Annotated in this window: 12 protein-coding genes; 2 read left to right on the forward strand and 10 right to left on the reverse strand. The window is 67.5% G+C overall.

Annotation, left to right across the window (positions count from 1 at the left end; all coding sequences use genetic code 11):
- Positions 1-255 precede the first annotated feature (255 nt).
- From ABD908_RS18620 to ABD908_RS18655, 8 genes are all read right to left on the reverse strand, one after another.
- On the reverse strand, positions 256-3,384 hold the full coding sequence (locus ABD908_RS18620; protein ID WP_344998702.1) for a helicase-related protein: 3,129 nt from the start codon (positions 3,382-3,384) through the stop codon (positions 256-258).
- The gene (locus ABD908_RS18625) at positions 3,374-5,143 is read right to left on the reverse strand and encodes a phospholipase D family protein (RefSeq protein ID WP_344998704.1); all 1,770 of its coding nucleotides are present in this window, start codon (positions 5,141-5,143) and stop codon (positions 3,374-3,376) included. Before ABD908_RS18625 ends, ABD908_RS18620 begins: the two co-directional genes overlap by 11 nt.
- Positions 5,130-6,326 carry a DUF6361 family protein gene (locus tag ABD908_RS18630; protein WP_344998706.1) on the reverse strand — a complete coding sequence of 399 codons (1,197 nt, stop codon included), beginning with the start codon at positions 6,324-6,326 and terminating at the stop codon, positions 5,130-5,132. Before ABD908_RS18630 ends, ABD908_RS18625 begins: the two co-directional genes overlap by 14 nt.
- 117 nt (positions 6,327-6,443) lie before the next feature.
- Positions 6,444-8,156 carry an AIPR family protein gene (locus ABD908_RS18635; protein WP_344998708.1) on the reverse strand — a complete coding sequence of 571 codons (1,713 nt, stop codon included), beginning with the start codon at positions 8,154-8,156 and terminating at the stop codon, positions 6,444-6,446.
- Positions 8,157-8,214: 58 nt separating this feature from the next.
- Positions 8,215-11,727 carry a BREX-2 system adenine-specific DNA-methyltransferase PglX gene (pglX, locus tag ABD908_RS18640; RefSeq protein WP_344998710.1) on the reverse strand — a complete coding sequence of 1,171 codons (3,513 nt, stop codon included), beginning with the start codon at positions 11,725-11,727 and terminating at the stop codon, positions 8,215-8,217.
- A complete protein-coding gene (locus ABD908_RS18645; protein WP_344998712.1) occupies positions 11,724-15,758 on the reverse strand; it encodes a protein kinase domain-containing protein in 4,035 nt (1,344 codons plus the stop codon). Before ABD908_RS18645 ends, pglX begins: the two co-directional genes overlap by 4 nt.
- Positions 15,759-15,953: 195 nt before the next feature.
- Complete coding sequence (locus ABD908_RS18650; protein WP_344998714.1) at positions 15,954-16,376, reverse strand: hypothetical protein; 423 nt, start codon at positions 16,374-16,376, stop codon at positions 15,954-15,956.
- A complete protein-coding gene (locus ABD908_RS18655) occupies positions 16,373-16,600 on the reverse strand; it encodes a hypothetical protein (RefSeq protein ID WP_344998716.1) in 228 nt (75 codons plus the stop codon). Before ABD908_RS18655 ends, ABD908_RS18650 begins: the two co-directional genes overlap by 4 nt.
- Positions 16,601-16,787: 187 nt before the next feature.
- Between ABD908_RS18655 and ABD908_RS18660 the strand changes: the two genes are divergently transcribed.
- Both ABD908_RS18660 and ABD908_RS18665 read left to right on the forward strand, forming a co-directional pair.
- On the forward strand, positions 16,788-18,683 hold the full coding sequence (locus tag ABD908_RS18660; protein WP_344998718.1) for a DNA/RNA helicase domain-containing protein: 1,896 nt from the start codon (positions 16,788-16,790) through the stop codon (positions 18,681-18,683).
- 84 nt (positions 18,684-18,767) lie between these two features.
- Complete coding sequence (locus ABD908_RS18665) at positions 18,768-19,652, forward strand: HNH endonuclease (protein WP_344998720.1); 885 nt, start codon at positions 18,768-18,770, stop codon at positions 19,650-19,652.
- A gap of 3,610 nt (positions 19,653-23,262) precedes the next feature.
- On the opposite strand, the gene ABD908_RS18670 is transcribed toward ABD908_RS18665, so the two are convergent.
- Both ABD908_RS18670 and ABD908_RS18675 read right to left on the reverse strand, forming a co-directional pair.
- Entirely contained in the window at positions 23,263-24,498 is a 1,236-nt protein-coding gene (locus ABD908_RS18670; RefSeq protein ID WP_344998722.1) for a TIGR02679 family protein, read from the reverse strand.
- Positions 24,495-26,410 (reverse strand): TIGR02680 family protein (locus tag ABD908_RS18675; RefSeq protein WP_344998724.1); only part of this gene is annotated, 1,916 nt, incomplete at its 5' end. The genes ABD908_RS18670 and ABD908_RS18675, both read right to left, overlap by 4 nt.

Consider the following 26,410-nt stretch of genomic DNA (forward strand, 5'->3'; position numbering starts at 1 on the left):
CTGACATCCCGCACGCCGTTCTCCTCGACACCTGGTTCCTGTTCCTCGACAGCTCAGAAACCTAGGCGGAGAACGGCGTGCGCTCGTTCAGGCGCGCCCGGCCACCCACAGATGCGTCAGGAGAGCCGCATTTTAGGTGAGTCTTGTCGTGTCGTTGACATCCGGCTCGTTCCTTCCCACAATGGTCGGCGAAGGCCCCGGAACGATCACTGGCGCAAGCCGCATCGCCGGGGCCACGCCTTTGCCGCTCAGCGGTCATCGTGACCCGGGTGGACGCAGATCAATCCGAAACCGGTCGGCGTCAGCGTCGCTGAGGTCCGACGCGTCGAGGGTCTCGACGAGGTCCTCCTGTCGTTGCTGGCCAAACGCCAACCGGTACAAAGCGACTCGTCGACGGGTCCGCTGCAGCTTCGCCGCGTCAACGCTGAGCTGGTACGGCAGCACTTCACGATTGATCTTGTGCTTGCCTGGGTATATCCAGTCGGGGCGTAGCCCAGGAACCTCCTCGGCGGCCCCGAGCGCTTGAGCTGCGAGGTCGTAGCCGGTCGCCCACGGGTTCTCGCTCTGCCGCATCTGCGGGCCGTGTGCCTCCGCGATGTTCTTGCGCACCGCATGACCACGGAAGCGGTTGACGCGCCCCTCGCGCTGTTCGAAGTCGACGGGGTTGGCCGGCACGTTCCAGTGCACTACGGTGTGGCACCAGGTGTGAAAGTCGATGCCTTCCTGCCCCGCACTCGTCGTTGCCAGCACGAACGGCCAGAACGGCGAGTTGAATGCGGCGCGTACCGTGGCCGGCCGAACAGAGGCGTCGTCGGCGGCTTTCGTGTACTGCCGCGCGAAGCGCGAGCCGAAGAACTCGATGCCCTCGCCGCGCGGGTCGGCGGGGTCGTGAGCTCGATGCGATGCCGCCGGAAGGCTGATCGCGGTCGCGGCATCTTCTGCGATCTTCCGGATCTCCGTATCGTCGACTCGTCCCGAGCCTCGCTCCTGACACAGCTGGAAGAGGTACTCATCGAGCACCGCCTGCAGATTGCCGTCAGCGCAGTAGCGAAGTACGCGCTGCCAGTACGAATCTCCGTCCGAACCCGGCGCGTAGAGACCGTCAAGAAGCAGCGCTGAATCCCAGCGGTTGAACACCGATCGCAATGCGGTGGCGATGGTCGCCGCAGCTTGCCACCGTGCCGTCGGACTGACCGACGACGTGTCCCGCGGCAATCGGCCGAGGGCTCGCCAGGCGCAGTTCGCGGGGGAGTGCGCGGCGATCTGGGCGACCAGACGAGCATCGTCGACGGTCGCGGGGTGCGGCTCACCGCGCCGGTCGGCGGCTCCGACGGTGTCGCGCGCCAGCTGCGCATGCGCGCGAAGCGCCCGTCCCGCGTCGTCCTCAGTGGTCAGCGCGTCCGCAATGCCGCCGTTGTCGAGCCGACTGACGACGCTGTGAAGGAGCGGATCGGGGTACGACAGCGCCAAGAGCCACGGGGCGAGCGGTCGAGAATCGGCGGCGACGAGCGATCGCGCGACGTCCGCCTCCAGGGCGTCGGGCGACGCCATTCCACCCTCACGATGGGCCGCTGCCAGTGGATCGCCGACGGTGGCCAGCTCTGGAAATGGGAAGAACAAGATGAAGGCGCTCATCGAACGCTGGCGATCGGCCTCCACTCGATACGTCAGGCGGGTGTGGGACCGTAACTTCTCCGTGTCGTACTCGTGGTGCTGCCCGCTCGCCTCAGCGATGCGTGCATTCACGTCGTAGCTGAGCAATGTCGATATCGATGTCGGTGCCGCGGTCCAGGACGAGAACACGAGCCGCTTGCTGATCTCGTGTGCGTCGACTTCGGCGAATGGGCCACCCGGAGTCAGATATGGGAGGCTGGGTGGCATCCACACCAAGCGCCACAACCCGTTCTCCGTGGTGTCTGATGTGAGAGCGCGCAGCCGTGCGTTCCCGAGCGGGATCGGCTCGAATCGCTTCACGGCTTCGCCGTCGATCGACCGCGCGACGCCGGCCGTTTGCCCGGTCTCGGGGTCATCGAGCTGCGCAGCTGTCTTCCTACCGACCTGGTAGTCCCCCATGAAATGAGCGAGATGTGGCACCGACTTCCACAGGTCGAGTGGCAGGCGGGCGTCGACGCGCTGAGCGAGCTTCCGGAGGCCGACCCAAGATGCGACATCGGTCGGATCGACGACCGCAGGCGATGGCGCCGGCTCGGCCACCATACTGTCGACTGCGGACGCAGGTCGCTCGGTGCGACACAGCAGCGCGAGCAGCTCAGACCGGATCTGCTGACCGGTTGCCGTGGGGTCTTGGTGCGAGGTCAGTTCATTCCGATAACGAGACAGCAGGGATCCGATCCGCGCCGGGCGGTCGGTATCGGAGCCGCCGTCGGCGAGTTTCTCGATGGTCGTGACGAAGTCGTCGTGGTGCAGGTCAAGGCCGTCGTCACCACGCTCCCCGAACGAGGCGAACGGGGTTGCGGACAACAGCAGGACCCGGGCGGTGTCGTGTGCGAACAGCCCACTCGCCGTGCTGCCGAGGTCGCTGTCGGAGTTTAGGATGTCGGTGAATCGCTGAAACTCGTCCAGGATCACGAGGTCGGGGTGTAGGGACTCGGCGCCGAGCCGAGCGAGGTTCCCCCGCATCCGTCCGATAAGGCTACGCAGTTCACCGGCGCGCTCCTTCGGAGGCTCGGGCGTCGCCGCCAACCGGCCACGCCGGGGCATGAGCTCATCGAGCATCTCGTCGAATCGCTCGCGATCGGAGAGGCCCTCTTCGACCGTCGATTCCAACAGTTGGATGAACCGCTCGTCGACCGACTGTGCGATATTCGCGCGGTGCCGAGCCCGGTAACGTTCGGCCGCGGTGAGGAACGTTGCAGGCTTCTTGGCCCCGTGTAACAACATGTGCGCTGACAGCTTCCGCCGCCCAGTCAGCTGGAGACCATCTTGTAAGAGCATCAGCAGGAGTGCCCGCTCATCCCCAATACCCGTCTGGTTGCCCGAGGTGGGAGCTGATGTGCGCGGACTCAGCGCGATGATCTCGATACCGCGTCGCCCACCGTTCTTCGGCCGCCGGCGTTCCTGGTTAATCAGACTCAAGCGCGTGGTGATCTGATGGATGTCGCCGTCTCCGCCGAGGCGGATCACGTTCTGACGTGCAAGATCGAGGTTGGAGCACACGTAGACGACTGTGAAAGGTCCGTCCTTGCGCTCGGCGGCCCGGGCGATCACGCCGCGAGCGACGAGGGTCTTGCCCAAGCCGGTTTCGTCGGCCACTAGAAATCGGCGTGTCGGATCGGCGCCGAAGAAACGCTCGGTGACGTGGTCGACGGTGTCGCGCTGAAACGGTCGCAGACCGCCCAGAGTCACGTCCGGGTCATTCGTCATCGGCACGCCTTCCACGCGCGGAACTCACAGCGTTCCATAGTTCAGTGAACCCGTCGGGCAATACCTTGTTGGGGTCGTGTGCCCGGATGATGCTCTCGACGACGCCGCTCAATCGGTCCAAAGAGTCGGGACCGTCTGCCGCGGCGCGCATCAGGACCTCGAACAGTTCGTTGCGCGGTGTCTCCCAGCTCGGCGTGACATCCGCGTCGTCGTCCCCGAGCGGCGGTGGCGCGGAGCCGAAACGGCCGCCGAACGACAGTAGGAGCTCGAGGAGACGCTGGAAGTCGTTGGCGTTGCTGATCATCGATGTGACGATCGCGTCGACTCGGCCCTGTCGCTCACCGCGGAGGTCGGCGATGACGACGGTGGACCGGGACATGCCAGCGTGTCCTGTCACGCTGAACACGAACAGCGCCGTGACGTCCTCGAGCGCAAGGTCGGTGAACGTGAGGTCAACCGCTGAGCCCGACGCGAGATCATGCCGTTGCCGCGGGACGGTCAGCGGCCAGCACTCGAGCCGCGAAACATCTGATGACGACGCCGGTGCGGGACCTGACAGCGCCAGCGTGTAGCCGTTGTCGCTGTGGGACACCGTCGCTGCGAGCGGCCGCGACGCCAGCATCCGCAGTGCACCTGCAAGCCGCCGCGCGGTCTCATCATCCTCAACGACCTCAGCGGGTGCTTCTTCAGGTTTCGTGGAGACGAGAAGGCTGCCGAGTCCGTCTTTGCCGGTCACCTGCTCGACACCGATCAGTTTGGTCGGCCCGGAGAACTCGAGGAGCACCTCAACGTTGCCGTTGAAGCCGGCGTGGGTAGCGTTCGCGGAGCCGACGAGCATCCGAGAGCGAGCTCGCGGCTGGTCAACGACGTACAGCTTGGCGTGGAGCGCGGCCGGTAGCGAGGAAACAGCGTTGGTGTCGTCCGCGACAGCGGCATCCGGGTTGAGGATGTACATGTCCGTGAGTGCGGCAGCAGTCCGAGGCTTCAGCTTGTCGATCGCGCCCTGAGTAGACACAAGGGTGTTCGGGTGACGATCGGAGGCCATCCCCAGCAGCGCGTCGTCGCCGAGGAACGGTGAAATGATCAGCCGCCTAGATCCTCCGAAGTCGATCCGCGGCGGCTGACCGCCGAGGCCGAGGACATGGATTGCGTGGAGTGCAACGTCCCTGTCCGGTTCCTGCCATTCGACCCGCGCGATGGCTCGCTGGAACTCGCGCAGCAGCCGAACGCGGCCCGTGGAAACGGGGGTCACGGTGTGGGAGAGCAGGTAGTCGACGAGACTCGAAAGGCCCGAATTACCAGCAACGTCCCGAGGGGTGACGCGGCCGTCGAGGCTCACCACTACATCCCAAGAGTGGCTCAGCGTGAGGTTGCGCGTGGCGACCACGAGCCGGGCGTGCGAGGCACCGTCGTTCTCCCACAACAGCATCCAGACCTTCGGGTGGAACAGGCGTGCGGGTGGGGCGACGACGGGGTGGATGGCGGGCTCAAGTAGCGACAGCAGGCGGGACGTCGAACGGGGGACGGCGATCTGGCCGCACTGCGGGAAGATGTCGATGACGCCGATACTGTTGCGCAGGGCCGCCAGCACGGGGATGGAGTCGCCCACGTCGGTGTCGTCGCCGGTGATCGCCAACGCCGGGAGGAACGCAGCGATCAAGTCCAGCGTGAACGTGGTGCCGACGAGTCGGGTTACCTTGGCGCCGTCCGGCGGGCGGAGGTGTTCGACGAGCGTGGTGCGATCCTTAGGAGCTAGCACGGTCTACCCCCGTGAAGATGTCCTCGGTCAGGCGATTGACCCGGTCCCACCGGTAGTGCAGGGCACCGGGCGCCGACGCGCCGCGCCAGTTGCCGAGTTGGCGCCGATTGCGCAGGCGCGCAAGCGAGCCCTTGGTCTGGTACTCCCGATCCGCGATCAGCCGGCGGGCGGTGGGGGAGTCGGGGTCGACGGTGACGTTGCGGACAACGACGTCGAGCCAGGTATCCACGAACTGCTGGGTGACGATGCTGACACGTGGGTTTTGGCCGAGCACGATGTCCCAGAATCGGCCTCGATTCCAATCAGTAAGGCGCTGGGCGATGCGCTGTGTCTCGGCAGTCCAGTCCACGAGGGCCTGGCGGTAGTAGTCCGGATCGTCGATGCGCTCAGCGAACTCGTCGGCGAACTGCTCGGCGAGCATGAGGTTGTAGAGCAACTGGGCACCGTGGATCGCGGTGGAGAACAACTCCGCGTGGTCGACCTGCTCCCTAATCGCCGGACTGGCCGTATCCAGCGCCGCGTGGTCCCACGGGGCCGGAGCCGCGAACTCGGCGAATTCCTTCGATCGCAGTAGATGCGTGAGGTAGGTGCCCGGCACCGAGTGGGTGATGCGGTCTCGCAACCAGACTGCTTCGCTTCGGAGCAGGTCGAGCCCGTCGACCTGCCGCGGGAAGCCCGACGGTGCCTCGATCGGCATGTTCCAGTCGGGCTCGTCCGAGGCGCTCTTGACCTGACGAAGCCCGGTGCGAGGCTTGCCAGACCTGAGAATCCCGTAGGCCTTGAGCGCAGACCAGTAAAGGTTCGACGGCACGTCCTTGATCGCGGTGCCCACCGCAGCGCCGATTACTCCGGTCTGTGCGGACCCTTGTAGTGCTTTGATCACCTCTAGTTCGGACCGACGTGCCTTGGCCGCCAGCTCCGCGCCCGACGAGGTCCGGGCCGCGGCCACGAAGCTCCACGGCACCAGCAACAGGTACCGAGCACGCGTGTGCACCGTGGAGGTCCCGGGGAACAGCATGTCCGAGAACGCATCCCGGATCTGCCCGATCCCGATCTCATCGAGTGTTGCGGGACCGTCGAACATCCTAACCAACTCTCGCATGCGGCGTTCGTCGTCAGGTGACGAGTCCAGCCACGTTAAGAAATTTTGCACAGCACACCTACTGTGAAGTAGTGGCCACACAGCCGGTTGTGCCGCGCCGGCTCGGCTGCGCGCGTGTAGTGTTCGGCCAGCGAGCGATTTCTGTGGATGAACCGGTTTAGATTAATATACATGGTTGATGCGAGATTTCTGTGCGAACTAATTGCTTGCACGTAGAGTATCGATCAGTTCGGTGGTAAATGGCTGGCGTTTCAACCTGTCTCGGGTCGGGATGGAACCCCCGTTTGCATCCAATACCGCGACTGCCGCGTCGCGAAATACCGTCACGTAGTCGGGCTTCTTCAAGGATTCAACTAGTAACCTGCTTCGACTGTCGACCTTCCCGTTATTCAGCGGTAAGGGGTCCCCGCCGAGTGTGCGATAAGTGACCGCGGTGAGGATGTGGTACCTGATTGGCTTGAATTCAGCCTCGAGGTTGGTGCTGAATGCAGTTTCAAGGCGGTAGGCCGCGAATGCCGATGCGACGTAGGGAGCAAGGTGGTGCTGGTCGTCGAAAATCCTCTCACCGACTTCTTCATATAGATGCTGAGGATACCTCGCGGCAACATGGGGTAGATCGAGAAATGTCGCGGCAACGGCGCGCATCTGCTGGATTATCGAGACGGTGCGTGCGCGAGTCACGTCTCGGAAGTAGAACTGACCAGCGCGCCTCTCATACGTCAGTCCGACGTCGAGCTGATCCTGCTGATAGTAGGTCTCTAGCCGCCGCTGAAAGTTCGTGAGAGCGACCATATCGCTGCTGTTGACTGCGGTTTGCGAATTTGTGGCGCGAATAATACTGGTCGCAACGTCCTCGTTGTCAGTAACAACTAGTCGTATCGGAACGAATACGCTGTCGAGATTCGGGGACAGGTGGTCTTTTGAGAGGTAGATGCAGTGGCTTGTCTGGCAGCCGTTGACCACCTGATATCCGGTTATGGATACTGCATCGCCCGGTTTGGGCGAATAGGACTTTGCGACCACTGTGATTCCGTTATTAAGGACGGGGAGTAGCGAACGTGAGGGCGACTTAAGGGTGGAGATTATCTGCTCGTTAACACCGTTGTCTACACCCTTGAATCCTCTGACGTTGTCGTAGAATACCGGCTCGTTCAGGGATCCGTCCGTGTTCTCAACAAGCTTCAGTAGCTCGCGGATAGATATTACGCCTACAATGGCTTGGTCAATTCCGGCCATGCCTGGCAAGTTCACAAACTTGTTGAACACCAGGTCCGTCTCGTTTGACTGCGACTTTACGCGTGATATTTCGTAAAGTTTCGACGCCCCATAGAGATCGAAGGATACGTCGCCGATGTATCCCAGGCTTGATATTCCGCTCCTGACATTCTCCGCGCGCTCTCTTACGACCGTGTCCTCGATAGAGGCGTCTCCGGAGGTGTTTGCGAAGTATAAATTAACGCGAGGCTTCGTGCGGATCCGAGTCGCGTAATCTTCGAATATCATGAATAGTGCCCGTGAAATATTCTGTAGCTTGGGATAGGTATCCGGGACCTCCTGCTTCACAACTTTGGTGGCGATGTCGCCGAAATTGAGTACCTGAGATGAGTCGATAGTCGAAGACATCTTCGCCTGGATAAGTGACAACGAAACATCGATATTGTTTCGCCCCTCGCATAGAGCGGAAACCTGCGACGGTTCGGACACCACTTCGCCATTGACTTCGAGGATTGCGATATCTACTCCGATAGTACCCTCGTCCAGTAAAAGATCGGATAGCTCGGTCTGTGTCAGAATATCGTCATGAAGCAGGAGGGCCCCAACGAAAACCTCGAAGGCGTCAGACTCCTTTATTTGGGTGAGTTCATTGCTGGTTCGGAAGGCTTTAAACAGCCCCCTTATTAATGGGTCCATCGACTCTCTCTCTCGAATTTCTGTAACTGAATTGTATTGGAATTTGGGATAGTGAGAATCAGTGATTTATTCGAGAGTTCAAATACTCATACAGCGATACTCCGAGAACCGAGTCGTGCGCCAAGTGCCATTGGCGGATCCACGGCAGTAGTTCGGTGAGACTGGCAGTGATCGGCGCCAGGTCTGTCGCCGGTGCGCCTTCGGATTCGCGCTGGGCGTAGATCAGGGCGAGGGCGAGGCCCTGGTAGGCGTGGTTCCAGCCGGCCCAGCCGAGGAGGGGCGTCGGGTCGGTGGCGCGGCCCACACCGGGGTAGGAGATGAAGCGTTCTTTGGGGACGTCGAGTTTGCCGCGGTGGGACCAGTAGGTCTGCTTCTTGAAGTCGGCGCTCGTGTACTTCGGTGGGACCGGGATGCCCTTGGCGTCGACCTCACCTGCGTCTTCCTGGCGCTGGAGCTCCCAGACCTTGTTCCACTCGGCGCGCTTGCGGAGGCCAGAGGGCTTGTAGACGTACTCGTCGAGGAACGGGACCGCCTCAGGTGCGAGGAGCTTCTCCAGGGTCTTGGTCACCGGCGCGTCCTTCTGGCCGGCCCACATGTCGAGGGCGGTGATGAACTCGGGGCTGGTCTCGACCCGTGCCGCGAGCTCGGCGACCGACAAGGGCTGGGGCGTGCCCTGAAGGGTGAACCAGAGCGACTTGTCTTCGAGCCGGTCCAGAAGCCAGTTACGCAGGGCGCGTTCGAGTTTGACTTCCCAGGACTCGCCGGCCCAACGGCGCTTGTACTCGGGCTTCTCCAGCAGACGGACGAAGGGGTTGGACTCGATCTCATTGAGGCGGAGCTGGACGAGGTCGCGATAGTCTGCGGGCCAGTGGTCGGGGATCTCTGTGATCGGCGTCGAGCCGTGTCGTGCGAACCAGGCTTCGCCGGTCTCACCAGCTGCGACGCGGCGGGCGAGTGCGATTTCGAAGGCGCGCTCGCCTAGAGCGATGCCCGGTGCTGCGCCAGGTGGGAGTGCGAAGTTGCTTTCGGTTAGGCCGTACAGGCAGTACACCTCCCAGTCGAGCTCATCCTGTTGGGCGATGAGCCGCGCCTGGAGATCGGCGCTGACGAATTCGGCAGCGCCGGCTGCGGCGGGCGTCGGAGCCGAAGTCGCGAAGATAGCGGCTGGGGTTTGGGTGCTGAGCTTCGTGGCCAGGTCGTCGATATGGTGGGAGCGGGCAAGTGTGTCGCCAGCGGGTAGGGGGTGGTCCTTGACCGTAGTCCCGTTGAATTGGTAGAAGCGCTCCCAGTCCGAGGGGGTGAATCCGCCGCCCTCGCCTCGGATGCCCTTGTCGTGGCAGTTCTGCTTGAGCCAGAAGCAGGCGGAGGAGCTGTTGAGGATGCCGAGGAGGCGGAGGTGGTCGTCCTCGGTTGCGTCCGCGGGAAGCTTTATGACCGGCGCGGTCTGCTTGAAGACCTTGCCGCCGCGGTCGAGGACGAAGTGGTTGTGCGTGGCAACCTCGGCGAAGGTAATCGAGAGCGGAACCGCGTACCGCTTGGTGAAGAACATCGAGTACTCAAACCACGTGAGCCCACGCTCGATCTGGTTCTCTCCGTACGCGATTCGGTTGGATAGCGTCGTTCGGTACGGCCACATCTCTCGGAGTACGGCGGAAGTTCCGTCTGCGGAGAGAGACTTCTCGGAGTACGGCCAGATACTGAGAGTCTGAGTGGCGAGCGCCCAGTCGCGAACGTCTTCACCGGCCACGAGTGGTCGTGAGTGTGCGGGGGCGATCTCCGCTCGCCGGAGAGTAGGTGCGCCGAGCATGTACGCGGCGTCTTCCCGGGTAACGGCGCCGAAGCCGATGGAATCAACGTGGTCTTCGAGCCTGGATTCCGCTGCGCGATCGATGGCGTCACCCAACTCGACTGCACCACCGCCGGAGAGGCTCCAGGGGTGTTCAGCGAGGTTGGCGCGTGGGAGGTCGGTAACCGAAATCCACTGGTCTTCGTAGCGAGTGTCATCGGAGTGGTCGGCGATGGAGGTCCAGACCTTGCCGACCGCAGGGTCGTCGGGGGCGCCAGGCTCGCCTTGGATGCCGAGGACGGCGCGTACGGTGTCGCGGACCACGCCTTGGTTGCGGCCGACGAGGATCACGGTCGGGGTGCCGTGGCCGGGGATGTAGGCGCCGGAGCTGTCGATGACCAGACGGAGGTCCTTCTTGGCGAGGAACTGCTCGATGAGGGGAACACCGAACTCGCGCTTCATGAACGAGTTCGAGGTGATCTGGCCGACCCAGCCGGGGTTGTCGCCTGCCTTGGCGAGCTCGAAGAACAGCTCCATGAACGGGACTGTCAGGGCGTACGTGCCCTTGCAGTAGTTGTAGTTCTGCCGATAGGCGGCGTTGAGTGCCTTGTCCTTGACGGTGATGTACGGAGGGTTTCCGACGACGACGTCGTACTGGTAGCGGGTGAGGATCTTGACGAGCGCCTCGGGATCCTCGGTGCGATAGTGGTGCCGCGCGGCCGCAGCGTCTGCCATGCCGGTGATCTGGGCGGTGCCGCTCCAGTCCGGTCCATGGAGGAGTGAGTCACCGTTGATCACGTTGATCGTGAAGCCGGGGAGGTCGACCAGCGTGCGGTCGCCCGACGCTTGCATGGCCGCCACCAACAGCCGGAACTGGGCGATCGCCACCGCGAACGGGTTCAGGTCGACTCCGTAAACGGACTGCAGCGCAAGGTCGGCCAGTGCACGCGGCTCCATCGCCGGTGCCGCGGCGCGCCACCGCGCGAGGAAGCGCTGGAACGCTCCCAGTAGGAAGTGACCCGAGCCGCAGGTGGGATCGATCAGCTTGAAGCCCTCCAGCGAGCGGTCCTTCAGCGCCGGTTCGAGGGTCTGGTCGAGGATGAACTCCTCCACGAACTCCGGGGTCTGCAGCAGCGCGTACTTCCTCTTCGCGAAGTCCGAGAGGTCCTGGTACAGGTCGCCCAGGAATCGGGTCGACAGGTCAGGATCGTTGAAGCGCCATACCAGGCTGTCCCAGTCGTCGGTGGTGCGCCAAAACGTGAGGATCTGCTCCACGGCATCGGAGCTCGGCGCGAAGATGTGGATCGCCGCATGCTGGTCCACCAGGCCCGCCGTGGCGCGGTTCTTGGCGAGCGCGTCGAACGCGACCTGCAGCCATTCCCGGTATGACGCGTCGGGATTCGAGCGGTAGAAGTCGTTCTCCGCGTCCAGCGCGCGCTGCCGCAACAGCTCGTTGTCGTTCGTGATCCACACGCCGAGTTCATTCGGCCCGCTCGCTGCGCTCCCGGCGCCGGCATCGCCCAGCAGCAGGTTGTCCTCACAGAACCGCACGAACACGCTCGTCAGCAGCCAGCCGACGGCGGCCTGGGTCAGCTGGTCCTCGGACCAGTCGGTCCAGGACACCGCGGTGCGGTTCTCGGCGCGGGCCTCGTCGTGGATCCCGTGCCAGCGGGCGAGCTCGGCACCGTCGGCCTCCAAGCGCGCGCGCATATCGTCGACCAGCCACGTGAGCAGCGGCTTGAGCGCGGAGGTCAGCGCCGGGCCGGCCTCGGTCGCGAGCGTCATCGGCTGGTCTCCTTCGATTCGGACGCGGCCACACCGGCCGCAATGAGGGCGTCGACGTCGTGGTCGGACGCCTGCACGAACTGTTCGGGTGCCGACTGCGGGAGCACCGAGTCGTCGATCAGCGCGCCGCGCCGGCCGCCGGTCTCCGCCTTCTGCGGGATCAGCGCCCACACCGCGTGCGGCGGTGGGGTCGTCAGCTCCACCCACCGCTGCAGCACACCCAGCTGGCCATACGCGGCGAGCGTCGACAGGTCCGTCAGCACCACCGGCGCATCCGCGTCCGCCACGCGCTGTGCGATAGCGGGCACACACTGGGCGACGAAGCCGCGCAGGCCCTCCCGGTCGGCACTCGCCCCGGAGTCGGCGGCGACGATGGCGTCCCACGGCATCCCGGCCGCGGTCGCGCGGGCGCGCATCTCGCCGAGAAGCACCTCAGTGATGTCGATGTGCACCGCGCCGAAGCGGGTCGCCAGTGCGGCTGCCACCGGGTCGGTCTCGCCCACGGGCACGCCGATCGCGCGGAACGTGCGCGCCCGGATGCTGGTGTCCAACACCACCTCCAGGTCGCTGCCCGAGCGCAGCGGCGCCGCGATCTGCGCGCCCGTCCGGGTGTTGTGCGTGGGAACGTGGGTGAACGCGTCCGGTTTGGCCTCGCTCTCGAAGTAGCCCTTCTCGTCGTTCCACTGCGTACCCGGGCGGGCCTTCGCGACCAACAGGTCCAGCCCCGGCCGGCTCGGCAGCGGGGCGGCATGCGGGAAGCGGGCGCGCACACGGGATCTCAGTGTGTCGAGGGTGAACGTGTCGGAGGTGGATGCACCGTCGAGCACCTCGCGCAGTGCGGCCTCCGGCGCCAGCTTCGCGCGATGCAGCTCGTTGCGCGCGGACAGCGCGACCTCCGCCGAGGATGCCGCGGCGATCCGCAGCAGCACGTGTGTCGGTACCTCGACCTGCTCGGGCGTGGTGCCGAGCGCCTTCGCCGCGGCCTCGCGCAGCGGTCCCGTTGCGTCCGTCAGCCCGACCAGGGTCCGGCCGTCGGACGCGGCGTCGATGACCAGTTTTTCCGCGGCGACCGACAGTGCAGCAGGCAGGCGCCCGGCCGACTTCGACAGGGTGAGCATCGCGATGCTGCCCGTCGACTTCCGCCGCACCGGCGTGACGGTGGGGTCACCGTCGGGCCCGGAGCTGGGCTGGGACGCGAGGACCAGCCGGAGGATGCCCAGCGCGCGGCGCTCGATCGTGGCGTCGGGGTCCTCGTCGAACGTCGAGACCAGCTGGCGCGCCAGCAGTTCCGGTGTCGAGACGCCGCCTGATCCGGCGAGCAGCCGGGTGACGGTGCCGTATACGACGTCGACGGTGCCGATGAGCCGAGAGTTCTTCGCCCACAGCGACTCGAACTCCATGAAGATCTGCGAGACCCGACCCGGCGTCACGTCGAGCCGTTCGGCGAGCCTGCCGTACGACTCGAACGGATCCTCCGGGGAGTGATCGTGCGTGCCGAGCAGCAGCGCGACGACCTGGCGGCGGATCGTGGTCGGCTTGGTGCCGGCGGCCTTGAGGAACTCCGCCGCAACGGTGGCGAGCGAGGTGTACGGCTCGCCGTGTTCGGGTTCGAGGGTCTGCGCTGCGACAGGCTTGGGCTGCGGCGGGCGGACCTGGGGCACTGATGGACCTACCGTGGCGGCGAACGCGGCGGTCCACGCCTCCCGCATCGCCGTCGCGGTGTCGAAGCGCGCCTTGGCATCCCGCGCCAACGCCTTCCGGAAGAAGGCCGTGAGCGCCTCCGCGCGGGCGACCGGGAGGTCGCGGGCGGTGAAGTCGGTGACCTCGATGGTCGGCTCGTCGGGGATGGTGGCCGGGTTGGCGGTGCCGTCGCCGTACAGGGGTGTGGTGGCCGTCGCCATCTCGTACAGGACCACCGCCGCCGAATAGCGTTCCGCCGCCGAGTCGAACGACGCGCGCAGCGGCGCGCGCAGGTCAGGGTCGCGGTACGGCGGCGTGCCGGCCTCGATGGACGTCGCGGGCTCGCGGGACAGGGAGAAGTCGAACAGTACCAGACGTGGCCCGGTGCGGCGGTCGGGCCGGTACAGGCCGAGGTTGGCGGGCTTGATGTCTCGGTGCGTGATGCCGGCCTTGTCGAGAGCGATCAGCGTGTCGAGCAGCTCGGTGCCCCACGCCTTGAGCCGCCCCTCCGTGACCGAGTCGTAGCGCACCTGCTCCGCGAGGGTCTGCTCGCCGCAGTAGCTGAGTAGCAGCGCCGTCCGTGAGCCGAGTTCCAATGGGCCATCGAGGAGTTCGACGACACCGGAGATCTTCGGATCCTGCTCGCCGAGGACCTTCAGCGTCTCCGCCTCGCCTTCGAGGCGGGCGGCGGCGGTGTCGTCGAGGCCGACCTTGAGGACGCGCTCGGCGTCGTTCGCGGCCTCGTCCTTGACCAGGACCCCGCGGGCCGTCGAGCCCGAGCCGAGCACCCGTTGCACGAGGAACCGCTCGGCGATCAGGTCATCCTGGGCAGGGTTGAGCGGATCGACGACAGGGGCCTGCCGGGCATTCCGACGATGCTCGGCCAAGCCGCCCGCGAACTCCTGCGCGCCGAACCGCGGGTCGCCCTTGGCCTGCGGCTTGGTCCGCTGGGTGGCGCTGGGCGCGGTGGCCTTCTTGACGAGGGCGCGCAGGTCGTCGTCGACGAACCGGCCGGAGGCGGCGAGGTCGAGGCCGCCCTCGGTGCGGAGGCGCTCCGTGAGCTCGGCCCGGTCGCGTGCCGGGGCCTGTCCGCCGGAGAGGAGGAAGTACGCGAGGGCCCCGAGCGAGAACAGGTCCAGTGCGATGCGGTCGGCGTCGGGGGACCAGCGGTCCTCGGGGGCCTGGTAGACATCGGTCTGCGCCGGCTGGGCGCCCGTCGTTCCGCCGAACATGGTGCCGGACGTCGACTCGTGGATGCGGCCGGCCCAGGACCAGTCGACCAACTGGACCGTGACTCCGCCGTCGTCGCCCGTCTTGACCAGGACGCTGCCAGGGGTGAGCCCGCGGTGCGCGACGTGGTTGCGGTGCGCGTACGCGAGCGCCTCGGCGACCTGGGTGAGGACGTCGATCTGCTGGTCGGCGGTGAGCTGGTGCTGCGCGAGGTAGAGATCGAGGGGCTGGTAGTCGGGGGTCTCGGGGAAGACGAGGACGGTGCTGCCGCTCTCGTCCTGCACGAGTTCCGCGGGGGAGAGGATGGACTCGTGCCGGAGCCCCGTCAGGAGGGCGTACTCCCGGTTGAGTCGGCGGAACGCGGCGAGCTTCGCCTGCGTGGAGGTGCCGGGCGGGAGGGAGACGACGCGGGCGCGGGCCTTGGTCTTGCTGACCTTGTGCTGGGCCGCGAACTCCTGCCAGTCGTCGCCCGCGGCGAGGGGCTGGCCGGCGATGGTCCAGGATCCGGCGTCGCGCTCGGGCTTCCGGTAGCCGTAGATGTTGCGCATCGCGAGGCCGATGATGACGCTGAGGTCCTCGTTGACCTGTCGGCCGTCCTTGGGCGGCTCGAGGATCCGCGTGTCGATGCCGGGGAGCTGCGTCTGCTCCTCGCGGCCGGGGATACCGAACAGGCTGGATCGTGCGAGATCGGAGAGCCGTGTCGCGAACTCGTCGCCGTGCAGGAACACACTCTCCTGGACGAAGGGGACGGCGCGCTGGACCTTCGACGGGTCGAGGTCGTGCTCGATGGCGACCTTGCGGACCTCGTCCTTGAGGCGGGACGCGAGGTACTGGGCCTTGCGGCGCGTCAGGATGAGCGGGGAGCGCTCCGTCCTGCGGCCGCCGCCGGAGAAGGTGCGGGTCCAGTTGTTCTCGTCGCCGGTGAGCAGGCCGTGGTACGACTTGAGCTCGACGAGGTGGAGGCGGCCCCGTCCGAGGATCAGGGCGTCGATCTCGTTCCATTGGCCCCGGCTGTCCATGAACTCGAAGTTGGTCCACGCGCGGTACGGGGAGGTGGCGGGCAGCAGGTCCTGGAGGATCTCGAGCCCGGCCCGCTCATGGGGGAACTGGCTGGGCGACACCTCAATCCACCGATCATCGCGGCCCATCGTTCTCGCCCCCCTGTGGTCGCTCTCTTGCGCACAGCCCCCGGCCGTCCGCGAATCCCTCGGTGAGGTTACCAACGGGATCGGACAACTTTCGGTCTACCTGCAGACTTCGTTTCGGTGCCGGAACTCTCCGGGCGTCGATCGACTGTGTACGGATCCAGTCACCGGTCAGGAACTCGGGATCCGCTCGACGGCTATCTCGGTTCCGGAGAGCAGTAGCTCGAGGTCGTGTGGATCGGACGTGAGCACGACGACGGGCGGCGGGAGTGTGGTCGCGGTCGCGGCGACCACACTGTCGACCGTGAGGTCTCGCGCCTTGCGGGGCGCCGATGCCGCTGCGGGGCGCAGCCGGCCCGCAGTGAATCCGAGGTGCGGATCGACGTCTGTCAACCGCACGGCCTTGACGATCTGCCTCAGGTGGACGTCTCGCTGGGATCCGTCCGCGACCTCGGCGAGCGTCACGGTGGAGGCGTAGAGCACGGCGTCCGTGCGTCGGGCCACGGCAGCCCACGCCTGCATTGTTCGGGCGCCGGCAGCGAGCGCCGAAAGGGGTTCCGCGTCCAGGAGGATCGAGCGAGGAACGACGATCATCGCCCGAGGCGCTGCATGATCGCTGCGACTTCGGCTTCGTCGACGGGGCCGTGCGCAGACTCCATGTCGGCGAGGATGTCGTCCAGGGCGTCCCGTTCCAGCTGTCGGGCGGCTGCGCGCGCGATGTATGCGGAGAACCCTCGCGCGCCGACACGCGACCGGATCTCCTCGGACGTCTCGGCGGGCATGGAGATGGAATGTTTCTCGACCCCCGGTGAGCTCATGTCTGAATGCTACTCGGAGTAGGAAAAGCGACTGCTGTGTTGTCGCCCGAGCCGTGCGCGGCGGCGACTCGCAACTACCGGGCGGGATGCATCCTTCGCTGTAGTATCAGTCCCGCGGTTCGACGGAACTCTCGCTCAGGGCAGATCCCCTCCGCACGATTATTCGTGCTGCCCAAGGGGATCCGACGTGACGCTGTTGCGCGTGACCGCGCGGCGACTGCTCGACGACTACGACTCGCCGTCGCTCGTGGAGAAGCTGCTGGAGCGCATGCTGTTCGAACGCGGGATCACCGTCGGCGCCTCGGAGCAGCGTGCCTGGGGCGCGAGCCTCCCGCACCTGGCGGCGGACCTGCAGCACGGCGGACTCGGCAACGTCGAGATGCTCATCGAGTACAAGATGCCACTGTCGTCCCAGCGGGCCGATGTGGTCCTCGCCGGCGTGCATCCGGTGACCGGGGCGCCGTCGTACGTGGTGGTCGAGCTCAAGCAGTGGTCGTCGGCGACGCTCTACGAGGGCGATCCGGCCCTGGTCACCGTCCCGCACATGCCCGGCGGACCCAAGCTGCACCCCGTTGCGCAGGTCCGAGGTTACTGCGAGTACATCGGCGACTTCGCCCGCACCCTCCGCGACCAGAACGACCCGATCGCCGGAATCGCCTACCTGCACAACGTGTTAGACCCCGCTGCCGTCGCGGATCTCGGCGCCTACCCGGTGTCGACGACGGGCCGGTTGTTCACCGGCGCCGACAAGGACGCGATGCTCGCGTTCCTGCGCACCCGGCTGTCCGGGGAGGCAACGTCGGGCCCGGCCGCCGAGGCGCTGCTCACCTCGCCTGCCGCACCGTCGCAGCAACTGCTGACGGTGGCCGCCGAGGAGGTCCGCGAGCGCCAGGTCTTCCATCTACTCGGCGACCAGCGGCTCGCCGTCGACCTCGTCCTGCACGATGTCGAGCAGGCGCGGGGCGCCGACCTCAAGCGGGTGGTGATCGTGACCGGCGGGCCGGGAAGCGGCAAGAGCGCGATCGCGCTGGCGCTGCTCGGCGACCTCGCGCGCCAGGGGCGGACGGTATTGCACGCCACCGGATCCCGCTCGTTCACCACGACACTGCGGCAGGTCGCCGGGGCGCGTGCGCCGCGGGTGAAGGCGATGTTCAAGTACTTCAACCAGTTCGTCACCGCCGAGCGCAACGGGCTCGACGTCTTGATCCTCGACGAGGCGCACCGTATCCGCGAGACCTCCGCGAACCGATTCACCAAGGCGGAGAACCGAACCGGGAGACCTCAGGTCGACGAGCTGATCGGCGCCGCGCGCGTGCCGGTGTTCCTGCTCGACGAGCATCAGGTGGTGCGGCCGGGGGAGCTCGGTTCCCTGGCTCAGATTCGCGCGTACGCCGCGTCGCTGGGGCTCGAGCCCGTCCACATCCATCTGGGCGAGCAGTTCCGCTGCGGCGGAAGCGATCGGTACGTCCAGTGGGTGGTCGACCTCGTGGGGCTCGGTGACGGCGAGCCGCGGCCGTGGGACGGGGACGACGGTTTCCAGGTGCGCGTCGCCGAGACACCGTGGGACCTCGAGCGCGTGCTGACGGAGCGTCGGGACGCCGGGTACTCGGCCCGGATGACGGCCGGCTACTGCTGGCGCTGGAGTGATGCGCGGCCGGACAAGACGCTGGTGCCGGACGTGGAGATCGGCGACTGGTCCAGGCCGTGGAACTCCAAGTCGGAACGGCGGATCGGGGATGTGCCGCCGTCGCAGCTGTGGGCCACCGAGGACGGTGGCTTCGGTCAGGTCGGCTGCGTGTACACGGCGCAGGGATTCGAATACGACTTCAGCGGCGTGATTCTCGGACCGGATCTGGTGTGGCGCGACGGACGGTTCGTCGTGCGTCGCGAGGCCAACCTCGACCCCAGCCTGAAGGCGCGGAAGAACCTCACCGCGCCGCGGTTCGACCTGCTGATCCGCAACACCTACAAGGTCCTGCTGACCCGCGGCATGGTCGGCACCGTCCTGTACTCGACCGACGAGGAGACGCGCGAGGCGCTGCGGCGCCTCGTGCCCTCAGCCCCCGGCACCACAGCCGGGTAGCAGTAACGAATCGAGCTCGGCCCGACAGGCTTCCGCCCAGGACACGCCTCCACCCGATGCGAACCCTGGGAAGGCGCATGGGAGTTGACGGCGTGGATTCTGACGATCGCTGCGGAGTATCCGGAGCATCTGCGTTTCGCATTCGAGGACGGGATCTGGGACCTCGCTCATCGGCAGCAGATCGCGCCGGGCGATGAGCTGTTCTTCTGGCAGGCGGGGCGGAAGGAACTCGTCGGGTACGCGACCGCCACGAGTTTCGCGGAGCCGCTCGCGGAGGGCGACAAGGCGGCGCGGTGGCGGGATGCGACACCGGGCAGGTACAGATTCCGGATCTCGCTCGTGCCGGCCAGCGACAGACCATCGCTGAAGCGGACGTGGGCGGAGATCCGGGAGGCCCTGGGGACGCGGCAGTCCCCGAACGTCGGGGTGATCCGGGTGGGGTCGAGCGAGGCGCTGCTGCTTCTCAAGAACTCCTTCCAGCCCGGGCTGCTGAAGCCGGCCGCGGGCGCCGTCGACCTCGAGGCGCTGCTGTCCAGGCTGGACTTCACCGACCGGATCGATCGGCGTCTGCGCCGGCAGCGCGACGCCGTGCACCGTCCGGGCCAGGCGTTGTTCCGGGACCGGCTGCTCGCGGCTTACGCCGACAGGTGCGTCGTGAGCGAGTGCGCGGCGGCCAAGGCGTTGGAGGCGGCGCACATCATGTCGTACCGCGGCGCGCAGTCGGACGAGGTGGTCAACGGGCTGCTCCTCCGGGTGGATCTGCACCGGCTGTTCGACAACTTCCTGCTCACGGTCGACGGTGGTCTCGTGGTGCACGTCTCGCCGGAACTGAAGGGGCTCGGGTACGACGAGATCGACGGTACGCGGCTGCGCGCGCCGGTCGACCCGGGCTTCGCGCCGTCGCCGGTGGCGCTGCGCTCGCACTGGCAGGCCTGCGAGTTCACGAAGGGAAAGCCGTTCGCACGCTGACGCCGACCAACCGATCGGACATGAGGAGCGAGGTCGAGGGACTGGTCTGGTCGGGAGGCGGACAATACCGTCATCCGGGCGACACGACGGCGTCGATACCCGCTCGGCCCACCGCGCATCGCTAACGTCGAGGGCTGTGACCAGGGCGGGGTGTGGCGGTGGAGGACCGCGCGCGGCAGCGCGACGAACTGTGGCGCGGGCGACTCGCGGCGCATAGTTGGGTCGATTGGCGGGACGCGGCCGACTGGGCAGTCCGCAACGATACCGGCTGGACGGCAGTGGCGCGCCGCATAGGAAGGGAAGCGATCGCGAAGCTGTGGCCGCTGCCGCGGCGGCAGCGGGTGTAGTGCTGAAGCCGCGGGACGAGCGGCTCCTCGACGAGGTGACAGCGCACGTCACACAGGTCGGCGGCCTGCTGGGGATGGAACGGAGGCTCGAACGCCGGCTCGCGCGGCTCGCTTCGGATCGGCGCGTCGGTTCTACGCGACCGGTCTTCGAGCGCCTCGACGCGGTTGCCGCAGGGTGGGACGCATCGGTCGCCGAGCGCCAGGCGGCGGCTGAGGCCGCGGGTGACGAGTTCGAGACTCCTCGTGCTCGCCGGGCCGCGCGCGAATGGGCCGAGAAGTTCGCGCGCGCCGGATGGAGCGGGTGGGCGGATGCCGCAGGCTGGGCGATCGACAGCCACGCCGGCATCGCGGAGGTCGCGGTCCGAATGGGCGGGTCTGAGACGAAGATCAGGGAGGTGCTGATGGACTGGCTCGACGGCCCCGAGGCAGTGGACCTGATCGCCGGGATCGGTGCGCGTCCGGGACACCTCGTCGACGACGGGACCCGGCTGCAGTGCCACGTGTGCGGGCTGTGGTTCCGCGCCCTCGGCCTGCATGTCCGTCGCCACGGGATGTCGAGCGATGGTTACCGCGCCGCCTTCGGTCTCGCCGACGATGTCTCGTTGAGCTCCGAGGACGTGACCATCCGGGCCGTCGACGGGCGCCATGGTCGAGGGCGCCCGGTGTGCGACGAGGCTCTCGCCGGCGCCGGTTACCCCGATCTCGGTGCTGCGGTGCATGATGCGATGGTTCGCGGCGAGGGGGTGCAGGAACTGGCTGCGCGGCTCGGCATCTCGAAGCCGACCCTGCACAGGGAGATGCGCCCGCTCGACCTACGATTCGACACCGCGTACGTCCGGATGGTCCGGCTTGCGGCGGAGACGGTGGCCGCCGGCGGCACCGTCTCGGACGGACCTGCCGAATTGCGGACGTGGGTCCAGACATTCCGCCGCCGCGCGCGTCGGGGTGAGGTGTCACCGACCGCGAGGTGGCTCGACACGGTCGACCCGGGCTGGATGAAGACGTCGGCGGTGCGTGCCGCCGAGGCGGGGAAGGTATCGCCGATCAGCCGGCGTTACCGGGCCGATCAGGAGATTCGAGAAGTACTCGATCGCAACGGATTCCCGGATCTGCAGACGGCTGCAGCCTGGGTGGAGTCCATCGGGGGTGGAACTGCGGCCCTTGCGACCCTACTAGGGATTCAGCGGCGCTCGATGCTCGGTCACCTGCGCCGCGCAGGCGTGGAGGTCTACGACCCGCCCGCCTACAGGACCGTGCCGCGGTACCGGGCCGAATTGGGCGCAGCCGTCGCCCACGTCCGGAACGGCGGTACCCTGGCCGAGCCGTCCGAGCCGCTCAGGGAGTGGCTGGTCGAGCGTCGGACGGTGGATACGCCTCCGTGGGTGAATCCGCTTCTCGACCGTGTGGATCCGCGCTGGCGGACCGCTGTGGAACCGTCTCGTCGGCGCTCGTCGGCCAGCTGGGAACGCATCGTCGCCGAGTGCGAGCTGTACGTGGCTCGCAACGGTTCCCTCGACGGCATCGATGGCGATGCCGCCCGCAGGTTGGCTCACTGGCGGAACCGGGCCCGGTCGGGCGAGTTGCGGCCCTGGCACCTACGCCTCGACGAGCTGGACCCGACATGGCGGACGTCCGACCGCGAGCGCGCCGCCCACGCGGCGCTGCTGGGACGGGCACCGGTCCATCCCGCCACAGTGCGTGCCCGGGAGCGGTTGGCCACCGCGATCGCCCGCGTCGGGTGGCGGGACTGGACCGATGCGCTGGTGTGGGCGGCCGGACAGCATCGTGGGCCCACCGATATCGCCGCGACACTGGGTGTTACGCACACGGTCGTGCTCACGGAACTGCGCGCCTGGTGGCTCGACCACCCCGAGTATCGCCGCTGTATCGAGCCGCACCTGGTTGCCGCTCCGGGGCGGATCCACGACGACGGTGAGCGGGTGCAGTGCCAGCTGTGCGGAATGTGGTTCCCGCGGCTCGGGCCGCACCTGTCGCTTCATGACCTCGATGGCGCAGCGTACCGTGGCCGGCTCGGGATCGCCGACGATGACAGTATGGAGTCCCGCGGGAGCGTTCGCTCGCGGCGCGGGCTGGGACTTGTGGACCAGTGGCGGCCCGTCCTCGAACCTGCAGGCTTCGGCTCCCTCGCGCAGGCCGTGGAGTGGGCGGTGTCCGACGGGCGCAACATCAACGGGCTCGCGGAACACCTCGGGGTGCACCCGAGCCGCCTGGGGAAGGCACTGCGTCAGGCGGAGATCTCTTTCCCGACGGTCGCGGACGGAATGTTCGAGCGGGCGCGGCACGAGGTCGCCCGGCTCGGGCACCTGAGCGATACCGACGACCGACGACTGCTCACGTGGCTGCAGGGCCGCCGCCGGAAAGATCGCGTGGGAAACGGCGGCGAGATCAGTGCCGAGCTGGACCGGATCGACCCCGACTGGCGCATCCCGCCCCGTGATCTCGCCGTACTGCGGGGTGTGGCCTACCGTGGGAACCGCAAGACACGTAACGCCGAGGAACGCCGGTGTGCGGCGCTCGACCGCTGCGGCTGGGCTGATCTGGCCGAAGCCGCGGCGTGGATGACCTCCATCGGCGCGCCGTTCATGGCCGTGGCGATTCGCATGGGTGAGCCCAGCGCCACCGTCTCCCGGTGGCTCGCTGCCGCCGGTCACGATCCCGGAGCGATGGAGCACATGGAGCCGGTGGAGAAGCCGCTGCGTGCGGCACTGGAGCTCGCCGCAGGTATGGGACTGGCGAGCGCCGATTCGCAGCTCAAGCGTTGGCTCGCGCACCGTAGGGACGCCTCGACCAACATGTGGGTCAATACGATGCTCGACGAGGCGGAGCCGGCGTGGCGCGATCACGCTCATGGTGACGGCACGGGCATCATGGTGCGGCGATGGCGGCGTGCCCTCGACCGCGGAGGATTCGGGACGTGGAGCGACGCAGTCGCGTGGCGGCCCGTGAGCACGCCGGCCTCCGCGAGATCGGTGAGCGGATCGGTGTGCGGCCCGACGAACTCGGGGCTCCGCTGCGACGGTGGTGGGCCGAGCATCCGGAGGAGCTCGATGCCATTGCGCAGTGGCAGATCACCGGCAACGGGCAGGGGAGCGATGGTGCGCGCCTCCAGTGCCGGATCTGCGGACTGTGGGCGAAGCTGCTGTACGCGCACCTGCTGCTGCACCGGGTGTCTGCGGAGGAGTATCGCGAGCGGTTCGGTCTGGCTCCCGGCGAGCCGCTGCGAGTGTGAAGGACGGATGGGATCAGGTGAGATCGACGAGGAGGTCCGCCAGGACCGCCTCCTCCTCGACCTGGATTCCCACGGACGCCATGACGGCGGTGAGCTCCGGATCCCAGGACGCGACGGACGGCGACCCGATGAGGGCGGCACCGTCGTGCATCCGTGCGGCGGCGCGGTAGTCGGCGGCGGTGAACCGCCAGGGCTGCCAGTCGTGGTGGCGCCGGACGAAGTCGGCGATTCGCAGTCCGTACCAGTCGAAGTCGCCGTGGTAGCGCAGACTCGCACCCGCGGCTACGAGTTGGTCCAGCAGGAGCAGCACCGCGGCGCCCGGCTGTCCGGAGGTGCACACCAGGGGCCGGCACTCGGCACCGAGCCGGTCCGCCGCGGCGGCGACCACTGAGGGGTTCTCGCACACCGACACAGTCATCCCGCCGACGGACCACGTCACCGCCTCGGTGCGCAGCTGACGCAGCGTGAGGACGACGGGTTGTCCGATGCCGGAAAGCAACTCGACGGAACGACCTGTCACCGTCGTCGGGTGTGCGCGCAATCCGACCGCGAGAACCGTCGAGGTGAGTTGATCGCGCACCAGGCCGACGGACTCCCACACCTGCCGCCGCCACCGCGCGCCCGACCCGGCCGGCGCGCCGCCGATCGCCCGCGCCGCACCGAACGACAGTGTGGCCGTGGGCATCCCGTCGTCGAGGGCGTGCGCGCTGCCGAGGACCGCGGTGGCGAACTCGCCCAACGGGATAGGCGGCGACGGCAGCGCGCGCACCACCGCGCAGACCTGCCCCACCAGGGTGGCGGCACCGTCGGGCCCATCCGCGAGCCGGCGGACCAGGCCGCCGGTCAGCTCGCGATGCCAGTCCGACAGCTCGGGACGTTCGGTGACCAGCGGGCGCAGTGGCGCCAGCGCGGTCGCCCACGCGGCGTCTGCCGCCGAGCGGAGCTCGGAGCGCACGGGCACCGGCCCGGTCAGGGCCACCACCGCGGACGCCAGGCCCTCCGGCCAGATACCCGACTCGCGCAGCACGCGGTCCAGCGTGCCGAGTGGCGCGCTGACGGTGCGGCCCGCCCCGGGGCGTCGACCGAGCAGCCGATCGATCGCGGCCCGCTCCTGCTCGGTCGGCTCCACGAGACTGATCGATCCGGTCAGGATCAGACCGCGGGCCATCCGCTCCCGCAATCGATCTCGGAGGCGCTCGGTATCGGCGCCACCCAGCACGCGCACCAAGCGCTCCGATGGGGGACTCACCCCCACAGACCCGTCTGCTCGGTGAGCGGCCCGTCACCGTCGTCGGCCGGAGCGGCGAGCACCGCTGCGGGACGCTCGACTCGATCCAGGCTGCGTCCGTCCCACTGCCAGTTGGTCACGAGTACCGCCTCGACGCCCTCGACCCGCGAGAGCTGGGCGATCGCAAGGCCGGGAACCTCCGGGTAGCAACCCCATTCGCGTTCGCTGGTCATCACGACGTCGAGGTCGAAGGCCGTGAGTAGGCCGAGGTACTTGGCGCGGGCGTCGTCGTCGACACCTGCGAAGGCCTCGTCGAGGGTCACGATCCGCGGTGCGTTCGGGTTCCCTGCGGACGCGTAGTGCGCTGCCGCGGCAGCGAACAGGGGAACGCTGGCCACCAGCGCGCCCTCGCCGCCCGACGCCGGGCCGGTGGCCGGGCGCCACTGGCCGTTCTGATGCCGCTGGATGGTGAAGCGGTTCCAGCTGCGGTAGTCCAGCGCCTGGGTGAGGTGGTCGAGCCAGGTGCCCCCCACGTCGGCCGTACGCACGCGCTCGATCTCCTGCTGCAGGAACTCGCCGACCGCCGCCCGGTCGGCCTCGTTCCAGGCGTCCGTGGTGCGCCTCAGCTGCTGCATCGCCTGGCGCGCCCCGGCGGGCGCGTCCTCGCTGGGCACCCAGCTCAGCCGCAGGCGCATGCCGGTACTGGTGGGTCGTCCGGACAGTTCGGCATTCATCTGTGTCACACGGGCTTCCGCATCCAGGATCAGCTCCTGCAGACTGCTCGCGGCCTCGCTGACGAGATGGTTCTCGAGGATCTCGCGCTCCCGCTCGGTCAGCAGGCGACTGCGTTCGGTCACCTCGGTGTCGAGGGTCTGCGCCACCTCCGCGACGGTGCTCGGCCGACCCCGGAACATGACGTCCACGACGATCCCGTCGTCGCGGGGGAGCAGCGTAGTGTTGTTGCCCTGCCGCGAGAGCACGTCCGCGAGCAGCTTGTGCTCATCGGTCACCTTGCGCTGCAGCAAGTTCCATGCCCGGTCATCGTCGGGCACGTCCGCGAGCTCGGCCTCCACGGTGCGCGCCAGCTGTACGGCGGGTGTCGCCGCCCACGGCTGCGTGGTCTCGGGCACCTCGAGTTCGGGCAGTGCGATCGTGAGCAACCCGGTCTCGGCGAACCGACGTAGGGCGTCGACGGTGGCGTCCCGGTCCCGGCCGGCCTCCTCGCGTTCGACCTGCAGTCGGGTCCGTTCGCCGGTCGCCTCGCCGAGCGCCAGCGTGGCGGACTCCCGCTCGGCGTCCGCTGCGCGCCGCCGTTCGATGTTCGACCGCTTGTCCTGCTCGACCTGTGAAAGGGCCGCCATCAGCTGCGCGACGTCCGCCCCGACGCTCGCCTCCAGCGTCTCGAACCGTGTCGCCGCCCCGTACGACTCCTGTTGCCGGCTCTCGGCTTCCGTGATCCGGTCGGCGTGCCGGGCCAACGCTGCCTCGGCCTGTCGCCGCTCGTCGTCGGTCCGGACGGACGCGGCCCGTTCGGCGCCGAGCGTGGAACCCAGCTCAGCAGCGGCCTGCCGGTAGTCGGCGATCCCGTCCCGGATCAGCTCGAGACCCGCCCGGGCCGTCGGTAACCCGGCATCGGCGGCGTCCTCGTGGAGCGTATCCGTGGCAGCCGCGTGCGTGGCGTCGGCCCCTTCGACGGCGTCCAGAGCCGCCGCGTGGTCCGTGCGCACTCGCGCCTGCCACTGCTGCGCGGCTGCGACCGCCTGGTGCGCAGCGCGGAGGTCGTCCTCGCGCGGCACGGCGGCGAGCTCGCGGGTACCACGCTCCTCGACGAGATGGACGAGTGGGAGCGTCTCAGCCGCAGCACCGACTTCTCCTGATCCCCCCTCTCCGCCCCTGGCCGGCGATGCCGCCGACCAGCGATGGAAACGCGCAT

It is taken from the genome of Tsukamurella soli, assembly GCF_039541155.1.
Lineage (GTDB): Bacteria > Actinomycetota > Actinomycetes > Mycobacteriales > Mycobacteriaceae > Tsukamurella > Tsukamurella soli.

What these genes read in the sequence shown, in the direction of transcription:
- ABD908_RS18620 (WP_344998702.1), bottom strand. Translation starts at nt 3,384, where the DNA reads ATGACGAATGACCCGGACGTGACTCTGGGCGGTCTGCGACCGTTTCAG.
- ABD908_RS18635 (WP_344998708.1), bottom strand. Translation starts at nt 8,156, where the DNA reads ATGGACCCATTAATAAGGGGGCTGTTTAAAGCCTTCCGAACCAGCAAT.
- pglX (WP_344998710.1), bottom strand. Translation starts at nt 11,727, where the DNA reads ATGACGCTCGCGACCGAGGCCGGCCCGGCGCTGACCTCCGCGCTCAAG.
- ABD908_RS18650 (WP_344998714.1), bottom strand. Translation starts at nt 16,376, where the DNA reads ATGATCGTCGTTCCTCGCTCGATCCTCCTGGACGCGGAACCCCTTTCG.
- ABD908_RS18655 (WP_344998716.1), bottom strand. Translation starts at nt 16,600, where the DNA reads ATGAGCTCACCGGGGGTCGAGAAACATTCCATCTCCATGCCCGCCGAG.